Origin of the sequence: Microcoleus sp. F4-D5, from assembly GCF_036704885.1 — a bacterium.
In the GTDB taxonomy this organism is placed as follows: Bacteria; Cyanobacteriota; Cyanobacteriia; order Cyanobacteriales; family Microcoleaceae; genus Microcoleus.
Genome location: NZ_JAUBSX010000006.1, coordinates 46,259 through 66,003 on the forward strand (window position 1 = coordinate 46,259; position 19,745 = coordinate 66,003).

At 47.6% G+C, this 19,745-nt stretch carries 16 protein-coding genes; 6 read left to right on the forward strand and 10 right to left on the reverse strand.

The genetic code is table 11. The features are described 5' to 3' along the window. Positions 1 to 21: 21 nt before the first annotated feature. From QUA80_RS04620 to QUA80_RS04630, 3 genes are read right to left on the reverse strand one after another with little or no spacing between them, the layout of a single operon-like run. Complete coding sequence (locus QUA80_RS04620) at positions 22 to 354, reverse strand: DUF2834 domain-containing protein (RefSeq protein WP_333336993.1); 333 nt, start codon at positions 352 to 354, stop codon at positions 22 to 24. A gap of 59 nt (positions 355 to 413) precedes the next feature. After that, complete coding sequence (locus QUA80_RS04625; RefSeq protein WP_333421857.1) at positions 414 to 2,549, reverse strand: pentapeptide repeat-containing protein; 2,136 nt, start codon at positions 2,547 to 2,549, stop codon at positions 414 to 416. A gap of 15 nt (positions 2,550 to 2,564) precedes the next feature. Next, the gene (locus QUA80_RS04630) at positions 2,565 to 2,990 is read right to left on the reverse strand and encodes a hypothetical protein (RefSeq protein ID WP_333421859.1); all 426 of its coding nucleotides are present in this window, start codon (positions 2,988 to 2,990) and stop codon (positions 2,565 to 2,567) included. Between QUA80_RS04630 and QUA80_RS04635 the strand changes: the two genes are divergently transcribed. Then, the gene (locus tag QUA80_RS04635; protein WP_333421861.1) at positions 2,989 to 3,438 is read left to right on the forward strand and encodes a hypothetical protein; all 450 of its coding nucleotides are present in this window, start codon (positions 2,989 to 2,991) and stop codon (positions 3,436 to 3,438) included. The genes QUA80_RS04630 and QUA80_RS04635 overlap by 2 nt on opposite strands. A 100-nt stretch (positions 3,439 to 3,538) precedes the next feature. Here the strand turns inward: QUA80_RS04635 and QUA80_RS04640 are convergent, their stop codons facing one another. The 5 genes from QUA80_RS04640 to folK all read right to left on the reverse strand — a co-directional run bounded on the left by QUA80_RS04640 (position 3,539) and on the right by folK (position 7,854). Continuing rightward, entirely contained in the window at positions 3,539 to 4,186 is a 648-nt protein-coding gene (locus tag QUA80_RS04640; protein ID WP_333421864.1) for a Uma2 family endonuclease, read from the reverse strand. A gap of 94 nt (positions 4,187 to 4,280) precedes the next feature. Beyond that, positions 4,281 to 4,928 carry a Uma2 family endonuclease gene (locus QUA80_RS04645; protein ID WP_333421866.1) on the reverse strand — a complete coding sequence of 216 codons (648 nt, stop codon included), beginning with the start codon at positions 4,926 to 4,928 and terminating at the stop codon, positions 4,281 to 4,283. 114 nt (positions 4,929 to 5,042) lie between these two features. After that, a complete protein-coding gene (locus QUA80_RS04650) occupies positions 5,043 to 6,494 on the reverse strand; it encodes an FAD-binding domain-containing protein (RefSeq protein ID WP_333421868.1) in 1,452 nt (483 codons plus the stop codon). A gap of 141 nt (positions 6,495 to 6,635) precedes the next feature. Then, positions 6,636 to 7,184, reverse strand: a complete 549-nt coding sequence (locus QUA80_RS04655) for an NUDIX hydrolase (protein WP_333422028.1) — start codon at positions 7,182 to 7,184, stop codon at positions 6,636 to 6,638. 181 nt (positions 7,185 to 7,365) lie between these two features. Continuing rightward, positions 7,366 to 7,854: a 2-amino-4-hydroxy-6-hydroxymethyldihydropteridine diphosphokinase gene (gene folK / locus QUA80_RS04660; RefSeq protein WP_333421870.1), complete on the reverse strand. Its 489-nt coding sequence runs from the start codon at positions 7,852 to 7,854 to the stop codon at positions 7,366 to 7,368. A 275-nt stretch (positions 7,855 to 8,129) separates the two neighbouring features. On the opposite strand from folK, the gene QUA80_RS04665 reads away from it, so the two are divergent. The 5 genes from QUA80_RS04665 to QUA80_RS04685 all read left to right on the forward strand — a co-directional run bounded on the left by QUA80_RS04665 (position 8,130) and on the right by QUA80_RS04685 (position 19,158). Beyond that, positions 8,130 to 8,597, forward strand: a complete 468-nt coding sequence (locus tag QUA80_RS04665; protein ID WP_333421872.1) for a hypothetical protein — start codon at positions 8,130 to 8,132, stop codon at positions 8,595 to 8,597. A 197-nt stretch (positions 8,598 to 8,794) separates the two neighbouring features. Then, positions 8,795 to 11,146, forward strand: a complete 2,352-nt coding sequence (locus QUA80_RS04670; RefSeq protein WP_333421874.1) for a PhoX family phosphatase — start codon at positions 8,795 to 8,797, stop codon at positions 11,144 to 11,146. 504 nt (positions 11,147 to 11,650) lie between these two features. Further along, the gene (locus tag QUA80_RS04675; RefSeq protein WP_333421876.1) at positions 11,651 to 13,438 is read left to right on the forward strand and encodes an NHLP bacteriocin system secretion protein; all 1,788 of its coding nucleotides are present in this window, start codon (positions 11,651 to 11,653) and stop codon (positions 13,436 to 13,438) included. A 148-nt stretch (positions 13,439 to 13,586) separates the two neighbouring features. Continuing rightward, entirely contained in the window at positions 13,587 to 15,797 is a 2,211-nt protein-coding gene (locus QUA80_RS04680) for an NHLP family bacteriocin export ABC transporter peptidase/permease/ATPase subunit (RefSeq protein WP_333421878.1), read from the forward strand. Between the two features lie 373 nt (positions 15,798 to 16,170). Beyond that, positions 16,171 to 19,158, forward strand: coding sequence for an NHLP bacteriocin export ABC transporter permease/ATPase subunit (locus QUA80_RS04685; RefSeq protein ID WP_333421880.1), 2,988 nt, complete (start codon positions 16,171 to 16,173; stop codon positions 19,156 to 19,158). Positions 19,159 to 19,210: 52 nt separating this feature from the next. Here QUA80_RS04685 and QUA80_RS04690 read toward each other — a convergent pair whose 3' ends face one another. Beyond that, positions 19,211 to 19,351: a hypothetical protein gene (locus QUA80_RS04690; protein ID WP_333421882.1), complete on the reverse strand. Its 141-nt coding sequence runs from the start codon at positions 19,349 to 19,351 to the stop codon at positions 19,211 to 19,213. A 123-nt stretch (positions 19,352 to 19,474) separates the two neighbouring features. Continuing rightward, positions 19,475 to 19,738, reverse strand: a complete 264-nt coding sequence (locus QUA80_RS04695; RefSeq protein WP_333421884.1) for a hypothetical protein — start codon at positions 19,736 to 19,738, stop codon at positions 19,475 to 19,477. Positions 19,739 to 19,745 lie beyond the last annotated feature (7 nt).

Below are 19,745 nucleotides of genomic sequence, written 5' to 3' on the forward strand. Positions count from 1 at the left end.
ACTAACCGGTTAAACAAATGTTCAACTTGAGACTTCACTTGATGTTTCCAGTTTGGTTTCCCGCACAAACAAGAAAAGCGGGAAAGCACATGAAAACGAAACAAGCACGCCCAGAAGTAAGTACAGCCATACAAAACTTATATCCAATCGTTTCGACTCGACGTACATCCAAGTGCTTCCTGCTACAGTTGCGATAAACAAATCTAAACTTACCGATTTCGCAGCAAGATTAGCCGAACTCTCGTTTACAAAGTCGAGCAAGCCAGCATTGCTAAAAAACTGTAAGTTATAGTACCAAGGCAGCACAAGCCCCAGAATTGCTAGGATGAGATAAATGATTCGCTTAATGCTCATAATTTTACCCTACCAGTTCTTTGCTCAACTGTATTACCCTACTCGCTAACAACCAATCCTTACTTTTTCTGCGGGCACTTCGGATGAATCCCCCCCTGCAAACAAATGTAAGCAATTTGACTTTTATCTAAATTCTTAGCCTCGGCAAAATCAACTCCTTGGAATCGACCAGATTTACTACCAGTCGGACTTTGAATAAATTGATCTGGAGGTGTTTTCCCCAGAAACACAGCGCCTTTAAAATTCACACCCTCTAAATTTGCGCCCCTAAAATCAACCGAACTCACCTCCGCATTCCGCAAATTAGCATCTTGCAACCGAGCATCTTTTAAATTCACGTTGGCGAGTTTAGTCGAACTCAAATCGGCATTTTGTAAGTTCGCGCCGCTCAAATCTGCACCGGACAAATCAGCACCTTGCCATTCCGATTTAGACAAATTTGTCAAGGACAACTGAGCGCCTTGAGCCTTCACTTTGCCCAAACGCGCACCTGACAAATCCGCTCCCGACAAATTCGCGCTTCCTATATCTGCCCCGGTAAAACTTGCGTTTTTTAACTGTGCTTGCTGCAAATTTGCTCCAATTAAAATAGCACTGCTAAAGTTAGCTGAATTCAAATTGCCGCTTGACAAATTAGCTTTGTTCAGGACAGCGCGCACAAAAGTAGTCCGGTTCATTACAGCACTGTTCAAAGACGCCCCGGTCAAATTTACTCCTTCCAAATTAGCGCCGCTCAAGTCAGAAATCCAATCGTCAAAGGTAGCCGGACGCCTGTCTTCGCCGGTGCCGTAAAAGCGAGCTCCCTGCAAGCTGGCATTGGTTAAATTGGCATTTCTCAGCTTAATTCCCGACAAGTCAACTTTGTTTAATACTAAAGTAAACTGAGACGGGCCGGCAGGGCTTTGAGCTAAATCCGTGCGGCTGAGATCCGCGCCGTTGAGCTGGCTGCTATACACTGTGAGAATTTTGCCGATCGCCCTTTGTACTGTTCGCTGGCGGGCGGCCGCTAAGTCGCGTTCCGGGGCTTTGCCGCCGAAGCGCAGGGAATCGAGGTCGTTGCTGAGGGCTTGATTCAACCGCTGCAACTCAGGCAAAGCTTTCGGCCCGCTACTGACTAAAGCTTGCTGGATCGCGTCCAGCATGGCGCGGTTGTCTTCTTGAGCGAGCAAATCCGCTAGCAGCGGTACGGCGCGGGAGTCTTCCACTGCCCCCAAAGCCAAAATTGCCGATCGCCTGCCCGCTGCCCCGCTAGCCGATGTGGGAGACAATTTGCTGACTAAAGCCACAAATAATTCGTCGTTCCGCTGTCGCGAATCCCGCATATTTGCTTGAGTTTGAGTGTAGATGAGAGTGCCGACAAACAAACTTAAAATCAATCCCGCGCTGCCGACGGTAACTATCACTAAAGTCGTGCCCGGGTGTTGGCGCATCCAATTCCACAAACTGCGATTTACTTTCAGCCCGCTTTGTGGAGTCACAACCAAAGCCGCAATCTGCGCGTCTTCCTCAGTCCAATCTTGAGTCTGGACAGGATTGTCAGACAATTCATTCGACGATCGAGCGCTGACGACCAAAGTATTCGCGAGTCGATCGTGTCCCGCTTGCCGTTTGTAACGCCACGCAACCGCACCGTCTGCGAGCACTGCCAAGCCGCACAGCCCCCCTAAAATCACCAAATCCGGAAACGCACCCGTCAAGCGCCAAATGCCGTAAGCGACGCCCAGAGGCACTCCCCAGCGCCCCAAACTTTCGCGAATTAGCACTTGCCCAAAACCCGGAGGAGTACCAGACGCTGTGACAACTTTGACGCCAAACCAGCGTTTGGGGAGAGTTTGACCGGTTCTGGCGAGCAAAAACAGTTGCCACCCCGCTAAAACTGCAGGTGCCAGCAGCGCCCCTGACCAGAATAGATTAGTTAGGGGTGCGACTCTGGGGCTGCGATCGCGCACGGGTATGCCCAAAGTACGGGCGACGGTTTCGGATGCTGCTGCTACTGAGGGATTGAGGGGCACGGTTTGAGATTCCTTGTTGACCAATACCCCGATACTGAAGGGAACGAGGGCGCTGGCGGCAATTAACGAAATTTCCACGGCCCAAGCGCCGCACCTGCGAACCAGCAGTGGCATTTGCTTGGATTGTGTTTGCCAAGACGGATCGGGTTGATTGATGCCGCTGGGCGCGGTGGGGTTAGCCATATTTAAAAATTCCTATTATTTGTCGTTAGTATTTGAGGACTGGGGGGAAATTGCCAATTTATACGCTATGTAGATTAGCACTCCGAGAACGGCAAGAGTCATCAGCGCTGAAATTAGCTGTACGAGGCTATTGAAGACTGTCAGGACAATTATCGCTCCGACGGCAAAGGCTGCCACCTGCCCGGGTTTGGGGAGTCTTTGAAACTTGTCGAGTAATTGGTTGTATAAGGTTCCGAGGGCTTGATAGCTGTCTGAATTTTGTGTGATGAGTGGCGATCGTTCTAGTTTAGCTTTTAGTTCTCCGAACGCTTGCTGCCAATTGAAGTTATGTTGAGGATTCATAAAAAAATTCGGAAGTTTGTTTAGATTAATGTGTTCGGAACTGCCATTATCCCCTACCGTCAAAGAACTAGAACCAAATGCCATTGTGTGAGGAAACATGAAGATCCATTATCCGGGCGATCGCGGCAAACTGTGGTTTAGCTCGATCGTGACCCTAGCCTTGGCAATGATTTTAGCGGATGCCGGTGCCCTTCGGAGCCAACCGTTACAAATTGCTCCGGGATTTCCCGAACCCCTGGGAGTTTCTGGAGTTTCCGGCGGCCCGAACAATAGCGGCGACTGCGGTTTTGTGTCCCAAGCACCGAACCACGTCATCGAAGTAACGCAGGATTTACCTTACTGGCGGATTGCAGTACAAACCGCTGGAGCTCCGACTTTGATGATTCAGGGGCCGAGGGGGCGTTTCTGCGTCCTGCCGGCGAATGCTGCTGCGGGGAATGTAGAATTTTCCGGTTATGGGGACAAGGGGACTTACGTTATTTTTGTGGGCGATCGATCTCAAGGTCAACACCCTTACTCTCTCTCTATTTCCCAAAAGCGCAATTAAAAATACAGCGGGATTTGGAAGCTTGCTGTGAGAAAATGGCTTTTTGGCTCGTCCAGAAGCCTGCTTTTTAACAGCAAGTGCGTTAACTAGGGATTTCCTATCAATTTTGTATTTGGTTTTTCACCCACTTCCGAAACAATCTGAGAGTTTGACTCGTACCCAGTGTTTGACTTTCTTCGCAATATTGAGAAATAGCTGCAATAATTGGCAGATTGGGAAAAATCGGACTAATTTCCGATTCAACATATTTCCCATCTTGAAGCACATTAACCTGAAGCTTGTTATTTTCATAGCGCCAGATTTCAGGGACTCCCAGAGCTTCGTAAGCGTCCAGTTGAGTCTTGGAAGTTAAATCTACTTCAATTGCTAAGTCAGGCGGCGGATCGACAGTTAAGTCGATCCGCTTTTTACCAATCATTAGAGCATAATTATGAATGTAAAAGCAGTTGTCAGGTTCAATTCCTTGTAACATATTTTTTCGCTTCAAAGTCGTCGAACCAAAACATTCTCGATCGATTTCAAGTTCTTCGAGTAAGATTTTCACCATATCGCCAATGATTTCCTTATTGAATTCATGTTCTGGTAGCGGCATCCTAATCTCCAAAGTTCCTTGACTGTAAGCTATTCTAGAGGCACGGTGTTCTCCCAACTCTTCTAAAATTGCTTCAAATTCCTGCCAGTTGACATCATCTAACAGCACTCTATGTCCAGGTGGTACAATGATTTGTCTTAATTGCAGCGTTACCATTTCAACCTCCTATTTCTTTAAGTTTATGATAACTTATCTATATCGGTAATTGGGCATTGGGAAACAGTCATTTTTGTAGTGAATACTTCAGTAATCAAAGCCTGATTTGGTCTTTAACCCACTTCCGAAACAATCTGAGAGTCTGACTCGTGCCCGCTGTTTGGCTTTGTTCGCAATATTGAGAAATAGCTTCAATAATTGGCAGATTGGGAAAAATCAGACTAATTTCCGATTCAACATATTTCCCATCTTGAAGCACATTAATCTGAAGCTTGTTATTTTCATAGCGCCAGATTTCAGGGACTCCCAGAGCTTCGTAAGCGTCCAGTTGAGTCTTGGAAGTTAGATCGACTTCAATTGCTAAGTCAGGCGGCGGATCTACAGTTAAGTCGATCCGTTTTTTACCAATCATTAGAGCGTGATTCTGAATGTAAAAACATTCATCAGGTTCAATTCCTTGTAACATACTTTTTCGCTTAAAAGTCGTCGAACCAAATGGTTCAAAGTCGATTTCTAGTTCCTCAAACAAAATCTTCACTAAATAGCCAATAATGATTTTAGCTTTCTCGTGTTCTGGTAGTGGCATCCTAATCTCCAAAGTTCCTTGACTGTAAGCTATTCTAGAGCCACGGTGTTCTCCCAACTCTTCTAAAATTGCTTCAAATTCCTGCCAGTTGACATCATGGAACAACACTCTATGTCCTGGGGGTACACTGATTTGCCTTAATTGCAGCGTTACCATTTCAACCTCCGATTTATTGAATTTTATTATAACTGATACAATCTTTTAAGTTGAGGGGTGTACAGCGCACCCTCAACTTAATTTACTGGTAACTTTTGCCAAAAATCGAGCTGTCTAATCTGCGTTTTTTTGCTGGTTGTACAGTTCCTTAAACTTGCGCTGCTGCTCGTTGTGGTCTACGATCTGAGAGGGATAATGAAGAAGTCGGCGTTCTAAAGGCGAAATATTTCCTGTTAGCAAAAGTTTAGTATCAACGCGGCGCAATTCTGGAACCCAGTGCCGAATATATTCCCCTTCTGGGTCAAATTTTTGAGCTTGACTGGCGGGATTGAATATTCGCAAAGGTTTCGGGTCCATGCCGCTCGATGCGCTCCACTGCCAGCCGCCGTTGTTAGCAGAAAGGTCGCCATCTATCAAGTTTTGCATGAAGTATTTTTCGCCCCACTGCCAGTTAATAATTAAGTCTTTGGTGAGGAAACTGGCGACTATCATGCGGCAGCGATTGTGCATCCAACCTGTCTGGTTTAACTGCCGCATTGCCGCGTCAATAATAGGATAGCCAGTTTTGCCCCGACACCAAGCTTGAAAGAGCTTTTCATCGTTTTCCCAAGGAAAGTCTTTGAATGCTTGACGGTAGGGGCCGTCTGCTAATTCTGGGAAGTTATACATGGCGTGTTGGTAAAATTCCCGCCACGCTATTTCCTGTTGCCAAGTGCGGATGCTTGTGCACGCTTCTTCGATGCGGCAAGTTTCCATTACTATCTGGGTAGCTTGCCAAACAGTGCGGATACCTATTGCACCAAATTTGAGGGCGGCGCTGAGTTGAGATGTGCCGTTAGTTGCGGGGAAATTGCGCTGTTCTTGATATTCGTAAATTGCCCGATCGCAAAATTCTTCTAATTTTTGTTGCGCTGCATCTTCTCCGGGTTCTATTACTAATGGATTTTCCCAAATAAATCCCAAACTAGAGGCAGTTGGGACTGTTTCAATTGCACCTGCTTGATTGGCGATTTCTTGTTCTTCTGCGGTTAATCCGGTCATTAATTCCAGATATGTTATCGGCAGTGTCTCTACTGGTTGGGCTTTGGGTTTACTGTTCCATTTTTTCCAAAATGGTGTATAAACTGTGTAGGGAGTCCCTGTACCGCTGCGAATTTCATCGGGGGCGTGCAGGACTTGATCCCAGAAATTTTGAACTTGAATTCCTGCTTCTTGGAGGGCGTTTGATACAGACAGATCGCGCTGTTTTGCGTAGGGTTCTACATCCCAGTTCCAAAATACTGCTTTGGCATTTATAGCTGTTGCTAATTTCGGTATTCCGAGACTCGGGTCATCTTGAATTATTAGCAATTGACTGCCTGCTTCCCTGTAACGCGAGGAGAGTTTTTGCAAGCAGCCGATCATGTATGTGACTCTGGCTGGGGCTACGTCATCGCGATTTAGGATATTGCGATCGAGACAAAAAATCCCGACTACTTTGGGGCTTTGCTGGCGCGCTGCTGCCAGTCCGATGTTGTCAGAAATACGCAAGTCGCGGCGGTGCCAAAATAAAATTAGATCTGACATTTGATTTTAGATTTTAGATTTTAGATTTTAGATTTTACAGTTCTGGACACACGCGGGGTCAAAAACCCGGTTTCTAAGTTAAGATTTATCGGTTTGATGCACGATTATTATCAGAAACCGGGTTTTTTTCGTCAGTTCTATTTAACTCAAAAATGGACGCGCCAAGAAAAAGCTAGAAATTGATTTCGCGTCAATTGGTTCGCCAGCTAAGATAGCTTGTTCTAATTCTTCTGGAGTGAATAGAACTGTTTCAATGTCTTCATCATCATCTTGTTCTGGGGGTTTTTCTAGTTTTTCCAAATCTTGGGCTAAAAAAGCGTAAATGATTTCGTCGGAATAACCGGGGGCGAGAAAAAATTGCCCTAAGTTCTGCCATTTTCCGGCGCGGTATCCAGTTTCTTCTTCGATTTCGCGTTTGATAGTTTCGGCGGGGCTTTCATTGATTTCGACTGTACCTGCGGGAAATTCTAAAATCCGCCCTTTGGCGGCGAAGCGGTATTGTCGCAGCAAGACGAGTTTACCGTCGGGGGTGACGGGAACAGCAAGTGCTCCCCCAGGGTGGCGAATACATTCCCAGTCGCCTTCGGAACCGTTGGGAAGACGGAGGGTGGCTACGTCAAAATTAAATTTGCGCCCTTGGTAAAATAGGCGTTGTTTCAGGAGTTGGGGTAGTTCTTGACCGATCGACATAAGCGACAAGCGAATAATGTTTGATTGCACCGATTTAAGACATCATAGGCGATCTCATAGGGTTTTAGATTTTAGATTTTAGATTTTAGATTGGCAATGACTGATAACTATCACAGTTTGGAGATTACCTACGGTTGCATTTTTTTTAAAATTGGTAAGATCCGCGAATTTTCCTCAATTTTTACAGTTGCAATTTTTCCACTCCGGAACAGTCTGCTGTTTGCAAGAGTTGGGCGATCGCACTTTTCGTCACCGGATGCACCCAATCCGGGGCAATTTCTGCCAAAGGTACTAATACAAAAGCTCTTTCGGTCATCCGGGGATGAGGTAGAGTCAGTGTCGGAGTTTCTAGGATTAAATTGTCGTACAGCAGCAAATCTAGGTCGAGGGTTCTCGGCCCCCATTTTTCTCGGCGAGTTCGATTAAATTTTATTTCAATTTCTAATAAATTTGCTAGCAATTGTTCGGGTTCTAATGCCACTTCTAGGATGGCACAGGCGTTGATGTAATCGGGTTGGGGCGGCCCGACGGGGGCGGTTTGATACCAGCTTGAATGAGATTTTACTGCTATTCCCGGGGTGTTGTTGAGGGTTGCGATCGCGCTTTTGAGTGTGGCGAGGGAGTCGCCTAAGTTGCTACCGAGGGCGATCGCGCATTTTGTTGATTTCATGGGCAATTGGTAGTTGGTAATTGGTAGTTGGGAATTGGTAATTGCTAGTTACTTTCTGAGTAACGCGGGGGCGGGTTTATCGATATCCTTTGCTACCGACAAATATTTCTGGTAAAACCTGCCCCGACAAACCTTAGTTTTGGGGTAAATTGAGCAGACAGGACGCTTTTTTGGCGAAATATGGTGACATAAAATATTATTTTAATCAAAGCTTAATTGGCAGTTAATTTTTATTTATTATCATTGACAAGTGTCAGCATTTAGTTTTAAAAATAATGAGTTTGCACCTGCGCTTATTTTCAGCCTTTATTTTGGCAGCGGTCTTTTTCGCGGCAAGTATATCAGTATCTTTAGCAGAAACTAAGAAAAGCTATCTTATCCTAGATTCGGACGGCAGTCAATCTTTTGCGAGTTTAGTGCAGCAGGCGGAAGATTTAGCGAAAGAGTCGATCGCCCGATCGTTTCAAGAAAATCCGGCATTAACAGAAGTTACAGTCATCATTACAGCCGATCGCCGCCGACAAAGAGTTCCAGTTTTGCGATCGAGAGTATCCCGCCGCGACTGGCAGAAAGATGCGAGAATCGAACAGTGGACTAGATATTTTGCCGATGCTCAATTGCTGCTGGGATTCAGAGACGGCAATACTTCGCCCGCAAATGCTGGGTCTTCGCAAGCGATCGGTTTACCTGCCGCCAGTCGATCGACATCCAGACAAAACGATCCGGGTTTTCGAGATGATTGAAAAATTAGTAATTGTCATGGATAGGGGGGATTTGTCACAAACAACCAATAACAAATAACCAGTAACAAAAATATTTAACTTGTTATTAACCAAAATACAATGTACTGTTAATTAACCTTTAGGTTAACTGCTCTTAATTGAACAGTGATAGAGTTTCATACGGAATCATCTGAGGATGTTGGTTTGAAAAGGAATTTATGTCTAAAATAACTCGCCGACAACTGCTAATTTTCTTCGGCAGCAGTGCAGCTACCACTGTGTTTGCCCCTCAACTAACTCAAACACTATTCGGCATCAATTCCACCTCGGCAGAATCTGTTACAGGGCCGCTATCTTTCACTCCGTTAAGACTTCCCCACCCGCTGCCGATTTATCGAGAACTGCCCAGCTTTATGCCGACGGGCTTAAACGGACTGGGAACCGTGATGCCTGCCTCACAGGATACTAAATTAACGAGTTACAGCGTTGTTGACGATGTGGTTGTGCCGCCGGAATACGAACGGTACGTGATTCTCCGCTGGGGCGATCGAGTTTTTCCGAATCAGGCCGACTATTTCGGCTACAACTGCGACTACACCGCCTTCCTACCCCTTCGCGGCAGCAATGGCGACGGCTATCTCTGGGTTAACCACGAGTACGTATCCTTCCCGATGTCGAAAGTAGCACCGGAAGCGCCCTCAGATGTGGCATCATTTCCAGCAACGGATCGCGCCGTACTCGGTAAAGACTTATCCGTAAAAAATCGCGACAGCTTCGGCGAATTCCTGTACAATCTCGGCGGTTCGATCGTCCGCATCACCAAACAAGCCAACGGACGCTTTGGGGCGATCGCCCGCGACCCCCTCAACCGACGCATTCACGGACTTTCCGGCCTCGGCATCAACAGCCAGCGTGCGGACAAATATAAAGATGTCACCTCCTGGGGAACCATACAAGGCGATAACGAGTACCTCACGGGCACGGGTCCGGCAGCCACCCAAGTCTTCGCGCAAGTCAACACCGACGGACTGGGAAACCGCATCATCGGTACAGCCTACAACTGTTCTGGCGGCACAACCCCTTGGGGCACAATCCTCTCCGCCGAAGAAAACTTCCAAGGTAGCGAACTATTCTTTGTCGGAGTTCAGGAAAACGTCAAACCCAACGGCGGCCAAACCGGCTACGCCAAGGGCACTACCGGCGAGGAATTCGGATTAGTCGGCGAAAAATACGGCTGGATGGTAGAAGTCGATCCTCAAGATCCGAGTTTCCGCCCCCGCAAACACACTTCTTTAGGCCGTTTCCGCCACGAAAACGTCGCGATTCGCGCCGCAGCGGGCCGCAAATTAGTAGTGTACATGGGGGACGATCGGCGCGGCGGTCACACCTGGAAATTTGTCAGCAGCGGTACTGTCACCAATCCCGCAGATAAAAACAACAGCCGCTTGTTTGAAGACGGCACTTTGTACGTCGCCCAATACAACCGCAACGGTGCGGGAAAATGGCTGCCGCTAACTATAAATAGCCCGACGAATCCGGTGCGTCCTTCTAAAGTTGGCGAGGCGGAATTAGCAAGTTTTGGAAAAGCTCAAAGAGATGCAAATACTCGCTTGCCCAAACGCAGCGGAATTGCCGGTCAAACCGAAGACGGCGGTTCTTTTGTGATGGATACAACCAATGAAGCAACAGCACTTCCTGGGTACGCGAATAAAACTCTTGCTAATTTTTACAGCAGCCAAGGTGCGGTTTTAGTTGATGCTTTCTTAGCTGCTAATTTGATTGGAGGCACTCCGACGGCGCGACCGGAAGATTTGGAAATAAATCCTACTACTCAGGAAGTTTTTATTGCTTATACTGACGGCGCACCGGGAAGCGACGGTTATCCAGATTCTCGGATTTTTAATGTTGCTAAATACGGTACCGCAGTTAACAGCACTCAGCAGTCGGGAGGGCTTTACAAAATAATTGAAGACAGTCCCGACGGTGCAGGTTTGACGTTCCGCTGGCAGCGTTTGGCTCAAGGTGGAGAAGCGGGTTCGGTAGCTGGGTCGGGATTTGCTAGTGCAGACAATTTGGATTTTGACGGTCAAGGCAATATTTGGGCCGTCACTGATATGTCTACGAGCACGCATAACGGTTTTGATGTCGGTGCGGCTGGAAAGCCAACGGCGATCGACCATAAAAAGACTGGAAATGTATCAGATTTTACTGGAGTTTTCGGCAACAATTGGCTGTTTTATATTCCGACTTCCGGCCCGAATGCGGGAACAGTAATTCCGTTTGCTTACGGCCCGAATCGGTGCGAAATGACGGGGCCGACTTTTGTGGGGGATACGCTGTTGCTTTCGGTGCAGCATCCGGGGGAAGATTGCCCGATCGATGACGGTACTGTACTGAGTCGGCAAATTGAAATGTTGGATTTAAACGGTGCTGTTTTTAATCAGACTCGCAGTGTTTCTCGCGGGAGTTTGTGGCCTAGCAATATTGAGAACGATCGCCGTCGTTCGCCGATGCCGTCGGTGATAGGAATTCGCCGCGTGCGATCGACCGGAACGGGTCAGTTTGTTTAAAGCGCGGATTTCGCAGTTTGAACTGTCACAAGAATCATCGTCCTGATGGGTTTGCCGTGTTGGGTAATTAAAAAAGCGCAATTATCTGAGTTCAAGTCAGATAATTGCTATTTTTTTGAGAATTATGATGCGATCGATATAGCTTCTCGAAGGCTGAACTTTAAATTCGATCGATCTACTCGGGGCGATCGCAGGTTGTACAGCTTGTAGTTGCGGGCGATACCTAGCCGAAAGTTCGGGTCGTTCCCCCGTCTGAAAGCTGGCTGTAACCTGGTCTTTTTGTTAGCTGAAAACTCTACTCTTGGTTAGGGTGTTGCCGGGGTTATTTGTCGTACAGTAATTTTACAGGCAAGCTGCAAACAGGAGTGAGAACATTCAAGTAAGTGTACGGAAGCTTTGAACGTTTGTTGGGAAATTGTTTGGGCCTCAATTGACTTGCAAGGAATTTCCCCTTCAAATACACCCCTGCTTACAGCGCGATCGCACTCTCGAAAGGACTAGCTGATGCAGGTAAAACAAAACAAACTTTTCACTACTGAAGCGATCGATCGCTTATCTTCACCGGAACGCCTCGACGAAATGATGCAGGTGGTTAGTCCTCGATCGTGGCTGCCACTAACTGCAATTGGCTGTTTAGTTGCTGCTGCGGGGGTTTGGAGTGCGATCGGGCGAATTCCGCTGACTGTTTCCGGTCAAGGCGTATTGCTTCTGCCCCGCCGAGTCGTGCAATTTCAAGCTGCTAGTTCCGGTCAATTGGTAAAGCTCAATATCAAGCCGGGAGATGCTGTCAAACGGGGTCAGGAAATCGGTAGAATTGATAAACTAGACCTCAAGCAGCAGTTAGAGCAAGAAAAAGCAAAATTAGCTGAACTGCAAGGGCAAAAGCAAGATACTAATAAGCTGCAAAAACAGCAAATTGCCCTGGAATTAAAAACCCTAGAACAGCAGCAAAAAGACCTTCAAGAAAGCTTGAATAGGGAGTCAGTTGCACCGATATTGCACCAGCAAAGTATGGCCGCATTAGAGCAAAAACGGCAAAGTTTGGAAGAAAGTTTGCGCCGAGAACAAATTGCCCCGGTACTGCGGCAGCAAACTCTGACAGCATTAGCAGAAAAACGGCAAAGTTTGGAAGAAAGTTTGCGGCGGGAACAAGTTGCACCGATATTGCGGCAGCAAACTCTCGCGGCGATCGCCAAAAAACGCGACAGTCTTTTGCAGCGAAAACAGCACATCACTTCTTTGGTGGAAACTTTGCAGCAGCGGTTTGAAACTCGCCGCGTTCTTTACGAACAAGAGAGGGCGATCAGCGAAGATGTAATGCTGCAAGCGAGACAGGAATTCGCGGACTCTCAGATGCAACTAGCGGATATTGAAACGCAGTTAAAGGAACTCGACGTTCAGAAAACCAATAGCGATCGCGAATTCCTGCAAAATCTCAATAAAATTGACGACCTCAAAAATAGCAAGCAGCAACTCAAGGTTGAAGCTACCAATACCGAACGAGAGTACCTGCAAAATCTCAACCGTCTTAACGAAATTAAAAACAATCTCCAAGAACTTAAAGTTCAAAAAAGTAACGCCGAACGAGAGTACCTGCAAAATCTGAACAAAATTGACGAAATCAAAACTAAGATTAAAGACATGGAAACCCAAGCGGTCAAACTCGCTCAACAAGATTTAGAAAAGTCGATCGCCCAAACAAATCAAATTCAGGAAGTTAAACGCAAGATTGCCCACTTGCAGAATCAGTTGACCGCCGACAGCAAAATTACCAGCCAATACGACGGTCGCGTTTTAGAAGTTAGCGCCGTTGCCGGTCAAATGCTGAACGTCGGTACAAGAATCGGGACAGTTGAATCTGAGAATTCTCGCGAAAAAATGGTCAGTCTTGTTTATTTTGCTGACAGAGACGGCAAGCAAATTAAACCTGGAATGACCGTACAAGTTACCCCTAGCGTCGTCAAGCGAGAACGCTACGGCGGCATTGTCGGCAAAGTAACCCAAGTTTCTCCTTTTCCGGTTACTAATCAAGATATGTCGGCAATTATCGGCAATGAAAATTTGGCTGACAGCATCGCAAAAAACATCGCTGGCGGCGGTGCTCCCGTGCAAATATTTGTGGAATTGCAACAAGATCCGAACACTATCAGCGGTTATAAATGGTCTTCCTCGAACGGGCCTCCTCTCAAGATTTCTCCCGGTACTACGGCGCTAGTTCGGGTTCAAATTGGGCAGTTAGCGCCGATTTCTTACGTGATTCCTATTTTTCGGTCTTTGACAGGAGTTTACTAACAACAGGACTCACGCGACGCATGGGTAGTCAGAAACCGGGTTTTTTACCTAATCTGCTCGCCCTCACGAAGTATTTTCGTAAAAAAACCCGGTTTCTAAGCCCCGGTGCGTCAGTCTTGTTCATTTACTAATTACCCGTTAATAAGCAATGAAAATTCCCTGGATTCACAAGTTTTTTACACCGCGCAAATTAAGGCGAGTTCGTACTCCCACCCTGTTACAAATGGAAGCAGTAGAATGCGGTGCTGCTGCTTTAGGAATTATTTTGAGTTACTGGGAACACCCGGTACCTTTAGCCCAATTGCGGAGCGAGTGCGGCGTTTCTCGCGATGGCAGTAAAGCTTCTAATATCCTTAAAGCAGCCAGAATTTACGGCTTAGATGCTAAAGGGTTTAAAAAAACTGTCGAAGAGTTGAAAGCTGTACCGCCGCCTTTTATTGTTTTTTGGAATTTCAATCATTTTTTGGTCGTCGAGGGGATTAAGAAAAAGCGCGTTTACCTCAACGACCCCGCATCGGGGCCGAGGACTGTTTCTCTAGAAGAATTTAAGTCTGCTTACACTGGCGTTGTTTTGACTTTTGAGCCGGGGCCGGAGTTTAAAAAGGGTGGGAAAAAACCGAGTATTGCCCGTGCTTTAGATTCCCGATTGCAAAGTTCGCGTTGGGCGATCGCATTTTGTTTAATTGCTGGTTTATTACTGACTGTTCCCCGTTTGGCTGGCGCGGCATTTACCCAAATTTTTGTAGATGAAATTCTCGTCGAAAACCGTCACGAGTGGCTGCGTCCTTTAATATTGGGAATGCTGTTTGCCGCCGCTATTCAAGGGCTGCTAGCGCGGATGCGGCTTTTCTATTTGCGGCGGCTGGCAAACAAGCTTTCGATTTCGATGTCGGGACAGTTTCTCTGGCATACTTTGCGCTTGCCTGTTGGATTTTACGCCCAGCGGTTTGCAGGTGAAATTAGCAGCCGCTGCCAAGTTAATGACAAGGTTGCTGAAATTTTATCGGGGAAACTTGCTGCAACTGCGATCGACGCGGTGATGATGGTTTTCTATGCGATAATTATGGTGATGTACGACTGGGTATTAACCAGTGTTGCGGCTGTTTTTGCAGCCTTAAACTTTTTGGCCCTGCAATCTTTATCCCGCAGCCGCGTCGATGCTAACACCAGATTAGCTCAGGAAACAGGTAAGGTGGGCGGTGCTGCAATCGCAGGCATTCAATCTATTGAAACTGTCAAAGCTAGCGGTTTAGAATTCGATTTATTTTCTAAGTTTGCCGGGTACTATGCCAAAATGAGCAACGCCCAGCAAGAATTGGCTTTGCCAACTCAAATATTGTCAATATTACCAGCATTTTTAACAGCATTAGCGGCAACTGCTATCTTAGTTGTCGGCGGCTTGCGGGTGATGAACGGCGGTTTGAGTATCGGGATGTTAATTGCCTATCAAAGTCTCACTCAACAATTCCTCCGACCAGTCAACAATCTCGTCAATTTTGGCAGCACTCTGCAAGAATTAGAAGCCGATTTAAACCGACTTGATGACGTTCTGCAAAACCCGATCGATCCAGAAGCAGACCGCGATTCTTTTAATAGTGGAAACGGCCGCGCCGCCCTTGCAGCAGATTCTTTTCATTTGCAGGGCTGGATTGAATTGCGCGGTGTCAGTTTTGGCTACAGTCGCTTGGAAGCGCCGCTAATTGATAACTTGAACTTAACCGTAAAACCCGGTCAGCGGGTAGCGTTAGTGGGGGGCAGCGGTTCTGGGAAATCTACTATTGCCAAACTTGTTACCGGTCTTTACGAACCAATGAATGGTGCAATTTTATTTGACGGGGTTCCCCGCAATTTGATTCCCCGTTCTATCCTAGCAAATTCGCTGGCAATGGTCGAACAAGAGATATTTCTATTTGCCGGCACTGTTCGGGAAAATCTCACGCTTTGGGACCCGACAGTACCGGAAGCAGATTTAGTGCAAGCGTGCATTGATGCGGCAATTCACGAACTTATTTTGAATATGCCGGGAGGATACGATGCTCAACTCAATGAAGGGGGGACAAATATGAGCGGCGGACAGCGACAGCGCTTGGAAATTGCCAGGGCATTAGTCAGGAATCCAGCGGTGTTGGTGCTGGATGAAGCAACGAGTGCTCTGGATGCTGAAACAGAGTTAATTATCGATCGCAATTTGAGGCGTCGCGGTACTTCTTGTATTGTGGTTGCTCACCGTTTGAGTACGATTCGAGATTGCGATGAAATTATTATGCTGGCAGGGGGGAAAGTAGTTGAAAGAGGGACTCATGAGGAGTTGCAAAAGCTGGGAGGTGCTTATGCTCGTTTGGTTGGAAATGAACAATAAATAGCAGAAATACAGTCCGCCAGCCCGATAGTCCGCCAGGGAATGAATTCCCTGTCTAATAGCTAAAGTCCTCGCTATGAGGACTGAAATGAATGATGGTTTGATTTGGCTATTCAGTCGGTTTTAACCGACTTTAGCTATGAGACGGGGATTTTAATCCCCGGCGGGCTAAAGTCCTCGCTATGAGGACTGAAATGAGCGATGGTTTGATTTGGCTATTCAGTCGGTTTTAACCGACTTTAGCTATGAGACGGGGATTTTAATCCCCGGCGGATCTTCGGGTAAGCCCGATCGATTCGATCGCACTGTCTTCTTTGAGGCAAGGCTTTAAACCCCTGCCCGACTTGATATTACTAATCGCCAATTACTAGCTATGCTCGATCTAAATCCTGTTAAGAAACTGCACCGAATTAAAGGCAATGAACCGCTGCTGCTGAATGACCCGCATCAGGTATGGATTGTTCGATCCTCTTCGAGGGCTTCGCTAACGGGCGCGATCGCAGTCTTTGCAGCCCAGATACAAAGTGAGAAGCCTGCGGGCAACCGCCATTATCTGTTCGGCGTCGGTGCAGGCGAGGCTTTGTTCGGCGCTGCTACCCCCCCCAACCCCCCCTTGCTAAGGGGGGGAGAAGCAGAAGGGGGGGGAGAAAATTTAAAACCAGGTTGGGGACTTCTGGCGATCGCGATCGCCGAAACGGAACTGGAACCGATCGCGATCGCAGATTGTGCCGCTTTAGTTGCTGCGGGTGACAGCAAAATGCGATCGCTTGTGGAAGGGTGGATACAGCATTTGGGAGAACGGGCGATTCCCTACGGGATAGACCCGCTTCACGCGCCGGAGGAAATATTTTCCCCAGAAACTGCGGTTTTAGCAGCCTCGCAGCAGATATCGCTGCTTCCCGGTCAAATTCTGCGATCGCCCCCGGGAACAGTTGTCTGGGTGCAAGTGCGATCGGGCGATGCGAGTGTCGGGGAATTGCAGTTAAATTCCGCTTCCCCAGCATTTCCCCTGGCTGGGAATATGCTGCTGGCGGCATCCGGGGAAGTTGAGGTGCAAATTTTCTCAACAGCAGAAGTGGAAAATGCCGACTGGCTGCGCGCGAGTTTCGCTTTGCTGCACGAGTATTTCTGCTGCTGCTTGAACTTGCTGGTTTCCCAGCAAAAAGCAGAGGAATTTCGCCGATTTCAGGAACGCGAACAGCTAAACCGCCAGGTAACTCAGACAGCTTTGGGACAGTTAACCGAGGTGCTGCATCCCCGGAAAACTGCCTTGTCTGAGGAAGGAACGCCGCTGTTAATCGCTGCTGGGGCTGTAGGTAAGGCACAAGGGATAACAGTCAATCCCCCGGCGGGTTCCGAAGATTTGGGCCGGGTTAAAGATCCGATGGAGGCGATCGCGCGATCGTCCCAATTTCGCACCAGGCGAGTGCTGCTGGCTGGGGATTGGTGGCGGCAGAACTGCGGCCCGCTGCTTGCTTATACAAAGTTAGAAAACCGTCCGGTAGCTTTGCTGCCCGGTAAGGGAGATCGCTATACATTGTTCGATCCGATCGACCGCAGCCGCCAACGGGTAACTAAAGCAATCGCCCAAGAGTTGTCGTCAGAAACTCTCATGTTTTACCGACCCCTGCCGCTATTGCTTCGCAACGCTGCGGAACTGTTTCGGTTCGGAACAAAGGGCTACGAAAAAGATATTATCATTGCTTTCGGGCTGGGGATATTGGGAACGCTGCTGGGGATGGTGACGCCGCAAGCTACCTCGATTTTGGTCAATGATGCTATTCCTGACAGCGATCGTTTGTTACTGTGGCAGTTAGGGCTGGTATTGTTAGTTGCGGCGATCGGACGGGCTGTATTTAGCATGGCCCAAACCATCCTGACGCTGCGGATCGAAAATGCTGCCAGCGGCACTCTCCAGCCGGCAGTTTGGGATCGATTGCTGAGATTAAAACCGGCATTTTTTCGCAGCTATTCTTCTGGCGACTTGCTGACTCGCTTATTAGCAGTAAATCAAATTCGCGCCCAACTCAGCGGCGCGACGCAGCGGACACTTTTGAGTGCGATATTTTCCCTGCTGAATTTGGGGCTGATGTTTGTTTACAGCCTGCCGCTGGCTTTAGTCGGAATTGGTTTAACTCTTATTGCGGTTATAGTAACAGTCACATCGAGCTTGCTCTTAATCCCAAAAGAGCGGCAGATGGAAACAGGAGAAGGCGACATTAACGGGCTGACAGTAGAACTAATTAACGGAGTATCAAAGCTGCGGGTAGCGGCCGCCGAAGGGCGAGCCTTTGCAGCTTGGGCGAAAAAATACAGCCAACAAATTAAACTAAGAACTGGCATTAAACGAATTGACGACAGCGTTTCTGTATTTAACGAAGCGCTACCGTTAGTAAGTTCTATTCTGATGTTTTGGTTTGCAATTGTGTTCATGCAAACTTCTCAAACAGAAGGCGGCGGACTGAATATGGGGACGTTTCTCGCTTTTAATTCCGCCTTCGGAACCTTTCTTTCCGGCGTCACAGATTTGAGCAATACCCTAACTGATATTTTAGGAATTGTACCGCTGTGGGAGCGAGCCAAACCGATCGTCCAGGGCATCCCGGAATCTGACCCGACAAAAGCCGATCCCGGCCGCTTGAAAGGTCAAATTACTGTCGATAGGGCAACTTTCCGCTACCGGGAGGACGGGCCCCCAATTTTAGATGATGTCAGCATCAATATTCAACCGGGGGAATTTATCGCGATCGTCGGGCCGTCTGGCAGCGGCAAATCAACTTTATTTCGGCTGTTATTGGGATTTGAAATCGCACAAAGCGGCACTGTTTATTACGACAATCAAGATTTAGCAGGCCTCGACGTTCAAGCTGTGCGGCGGCAGTTAGGAGTAGTGCTGCAAAACGGCAGAATTAATGCCGGTTCGATGTTTGACAATATTACCTGCGGGGCGGTGGTAACGCAGGAGGAAGCTTGGGAAGCAGCGCAAATGGCCGGTTTAGCGGCTGATATCGAACAAATGCCGATGGGAATGCACACGGTTGTCAGCGAGGGCGGCACGAATCTTTCGGGAGGACAGCGGCAGAGATTGTTAATTGCCCGCGCGATGGTTGTCAAACCAAAGGTTATCCTGATGGATGAAGCTACGAGTGCTTTGGACAACCGCACGCAGGCGATCGTTACTGAGAGTTTGGATAAGTTGAATGTGACGCGAGTTGTCATCGCCCACCGCCTGAGTACGATTCGCAATGCCGATCGCATTTATGTAATTGAAGCCGGCCGCTTAGTGGAAGTCGGTTCGTTTGAGGAATTGGTAAAACAGGGAGGATTATTTGCTCGATTAGTGGCGCGGCAGTTGGAGTAGGGATTAAACTTAAAACGCAGCAGTCAGAAACCGGGTTTCTTGGCATATTTAATTATTCTTTTGTTAGCAAATCGGGCAACCACAACAAAATTAGCAATAGCAAGCAGGCGATAACTAAGCCAACGCTAAATATTGTTGTGTTACCCATATCGGGGACTTGCTGCATCAGGTAAACTGGCTGTATTGCATCCATATTTTTTGTAGGTTGGGATTGTTATATCTGTCATTGCGCAACTGAAAAGCAATCGCATACTCTGCGATTGCTTCGGGAATTTTATCCATTATCGAGCGGCATTTGGCAAGTACAATTTGCTGGTTACCGCTTGCCGAAAGCGCGGGTCGCTGCTTCTATTAAATCCATAGACACCAAACCAAAATCAATATTGGGTCTTGGTGAATTGGTTGTGATAACACGGATACCGGCAGCCCGATCTCGATCGGCAGCATCGGAACAGCCGCCCGCGATCGCCTCTAATTCCAATTCGTCCAATTCTTCAGCGCTTGAGTTTTCTGGTTCGGATGCTGCGATTTGGGATAAATCGGACGGTACTTCTTGGGAAAATCGATTGTTGCTTTCCATCGATGTT

Bases quoted from the DNA above. Each gene is read 5' to 3' on its own strand.
- QUA80_RS04620 (WP_333336993.1), bottom strand. From the start codon at position 354: ATGAGCATTAAGCGAATCATTTATCTCATCCTAGCAATTCTGGGGCTT.
- QUA80_RS04625 (WP_333421857.1), bottom strand. From the start codon at position 2,549: ATGGCTAACCCCACCGCGCCCAGCGGCATCAATCAACCCGATCCGTCT.
- QUA80_RS04635 (WP_333421861.1), top strand. From the start codon at position 2,989: ATGAAGATCCATTATCCGGGCGATCGCGGCAAACTGTGGTTTAGCTCG.
- QUA80_RS04630 (WP_333421859.1), bottom strand. From the start codon at position 2,990: ATGTTTCCTCACACAATGGCATTTGGTTCTAGTTCTTTGACGGTAGGG.
- QUA80_RS04640 (WP_333421864.1), bottom strand. From the start codon at position 4,186: ATGGTAACGCTGCAATTAAGACAAATCATTGTACCACCTGGACATAGA.
- QUA80_RS04645 (WP_333421866.1), bottom strand. From the start codon at position 4,928: ATGGTAACGCTGCAATTAAGGCAAATCAGTGTACCCCCAGGACATAGA.
- QUA80_RS04650 (WP_333421868.1), bottom strand. From the start codon at position 6,494: ATGTCAGATCTAATTTTATTTTGGCACCGCCGCGACTTGCGTATTTCT.
- QUA80_RS04655 (WP_333422028.1), bottom strand. From the start codon at position 7,184: ATGTCGATCGGTCAAGAACTACCCCAACTCCTGAAACAACGCCTATTT.
- folK (WP_333421870.1), bottom strand. From the start codon at position 7,854: ATGAAATCAACAAAATGCGCGATCGCCCTCGGTAGCAACTTAGGCGAC.
- QUA80_RS04665 (WP_333421872.1), top strand. From the start codon at position 8,130: ATGAGTTTGCACCTGCGCTTATTTTCAGCCTTTATTTTGGCAGCGGTC.
- QUA80_RS04670 (WP_333421874.1), top strand. From the start codon at position 8,795: ATGTCTAAAATAACTCGCCGACAACTGCTAATTTTCTTCGGCAGCAGT.
- QUA80_RS04675 (WP_333421876.1), top strand. From the start codon at position 11,651: ATGCAGGTAAAACAAAACAAACTTTTCACTACTGAAGCGATCGATCGC.
- QUA80_RS04680 (WP_333421878.1), top strand. From the start codon at position 13,587: ATGAAAATTCCCTGGATTCACAAGTTTTTTACACCGCGCAAATTAAGG.
- QUA80_RS04685 (WP_333421880.1), top strand. From the start codon at position 16,171: ATGCTCGATCTAAATCCTGTTAAGAAACTGCACCGAATTAAAGGCAAT.
- QUA80_RS04690 (WP_333421882.1), bottom strand. From the start codon at position 19,351: ATGGATGCAATACAGCCAGTTTACCTGATGCAGCAAGTCCCCGATATG.
- QUA80_RS04695 (WP_333421884.1), bottom strand. From the start codon at position 19,738: ATGGAAAGCAACAATCGATTTTCCCAAGAAGTACCGTCCGATTTATCC.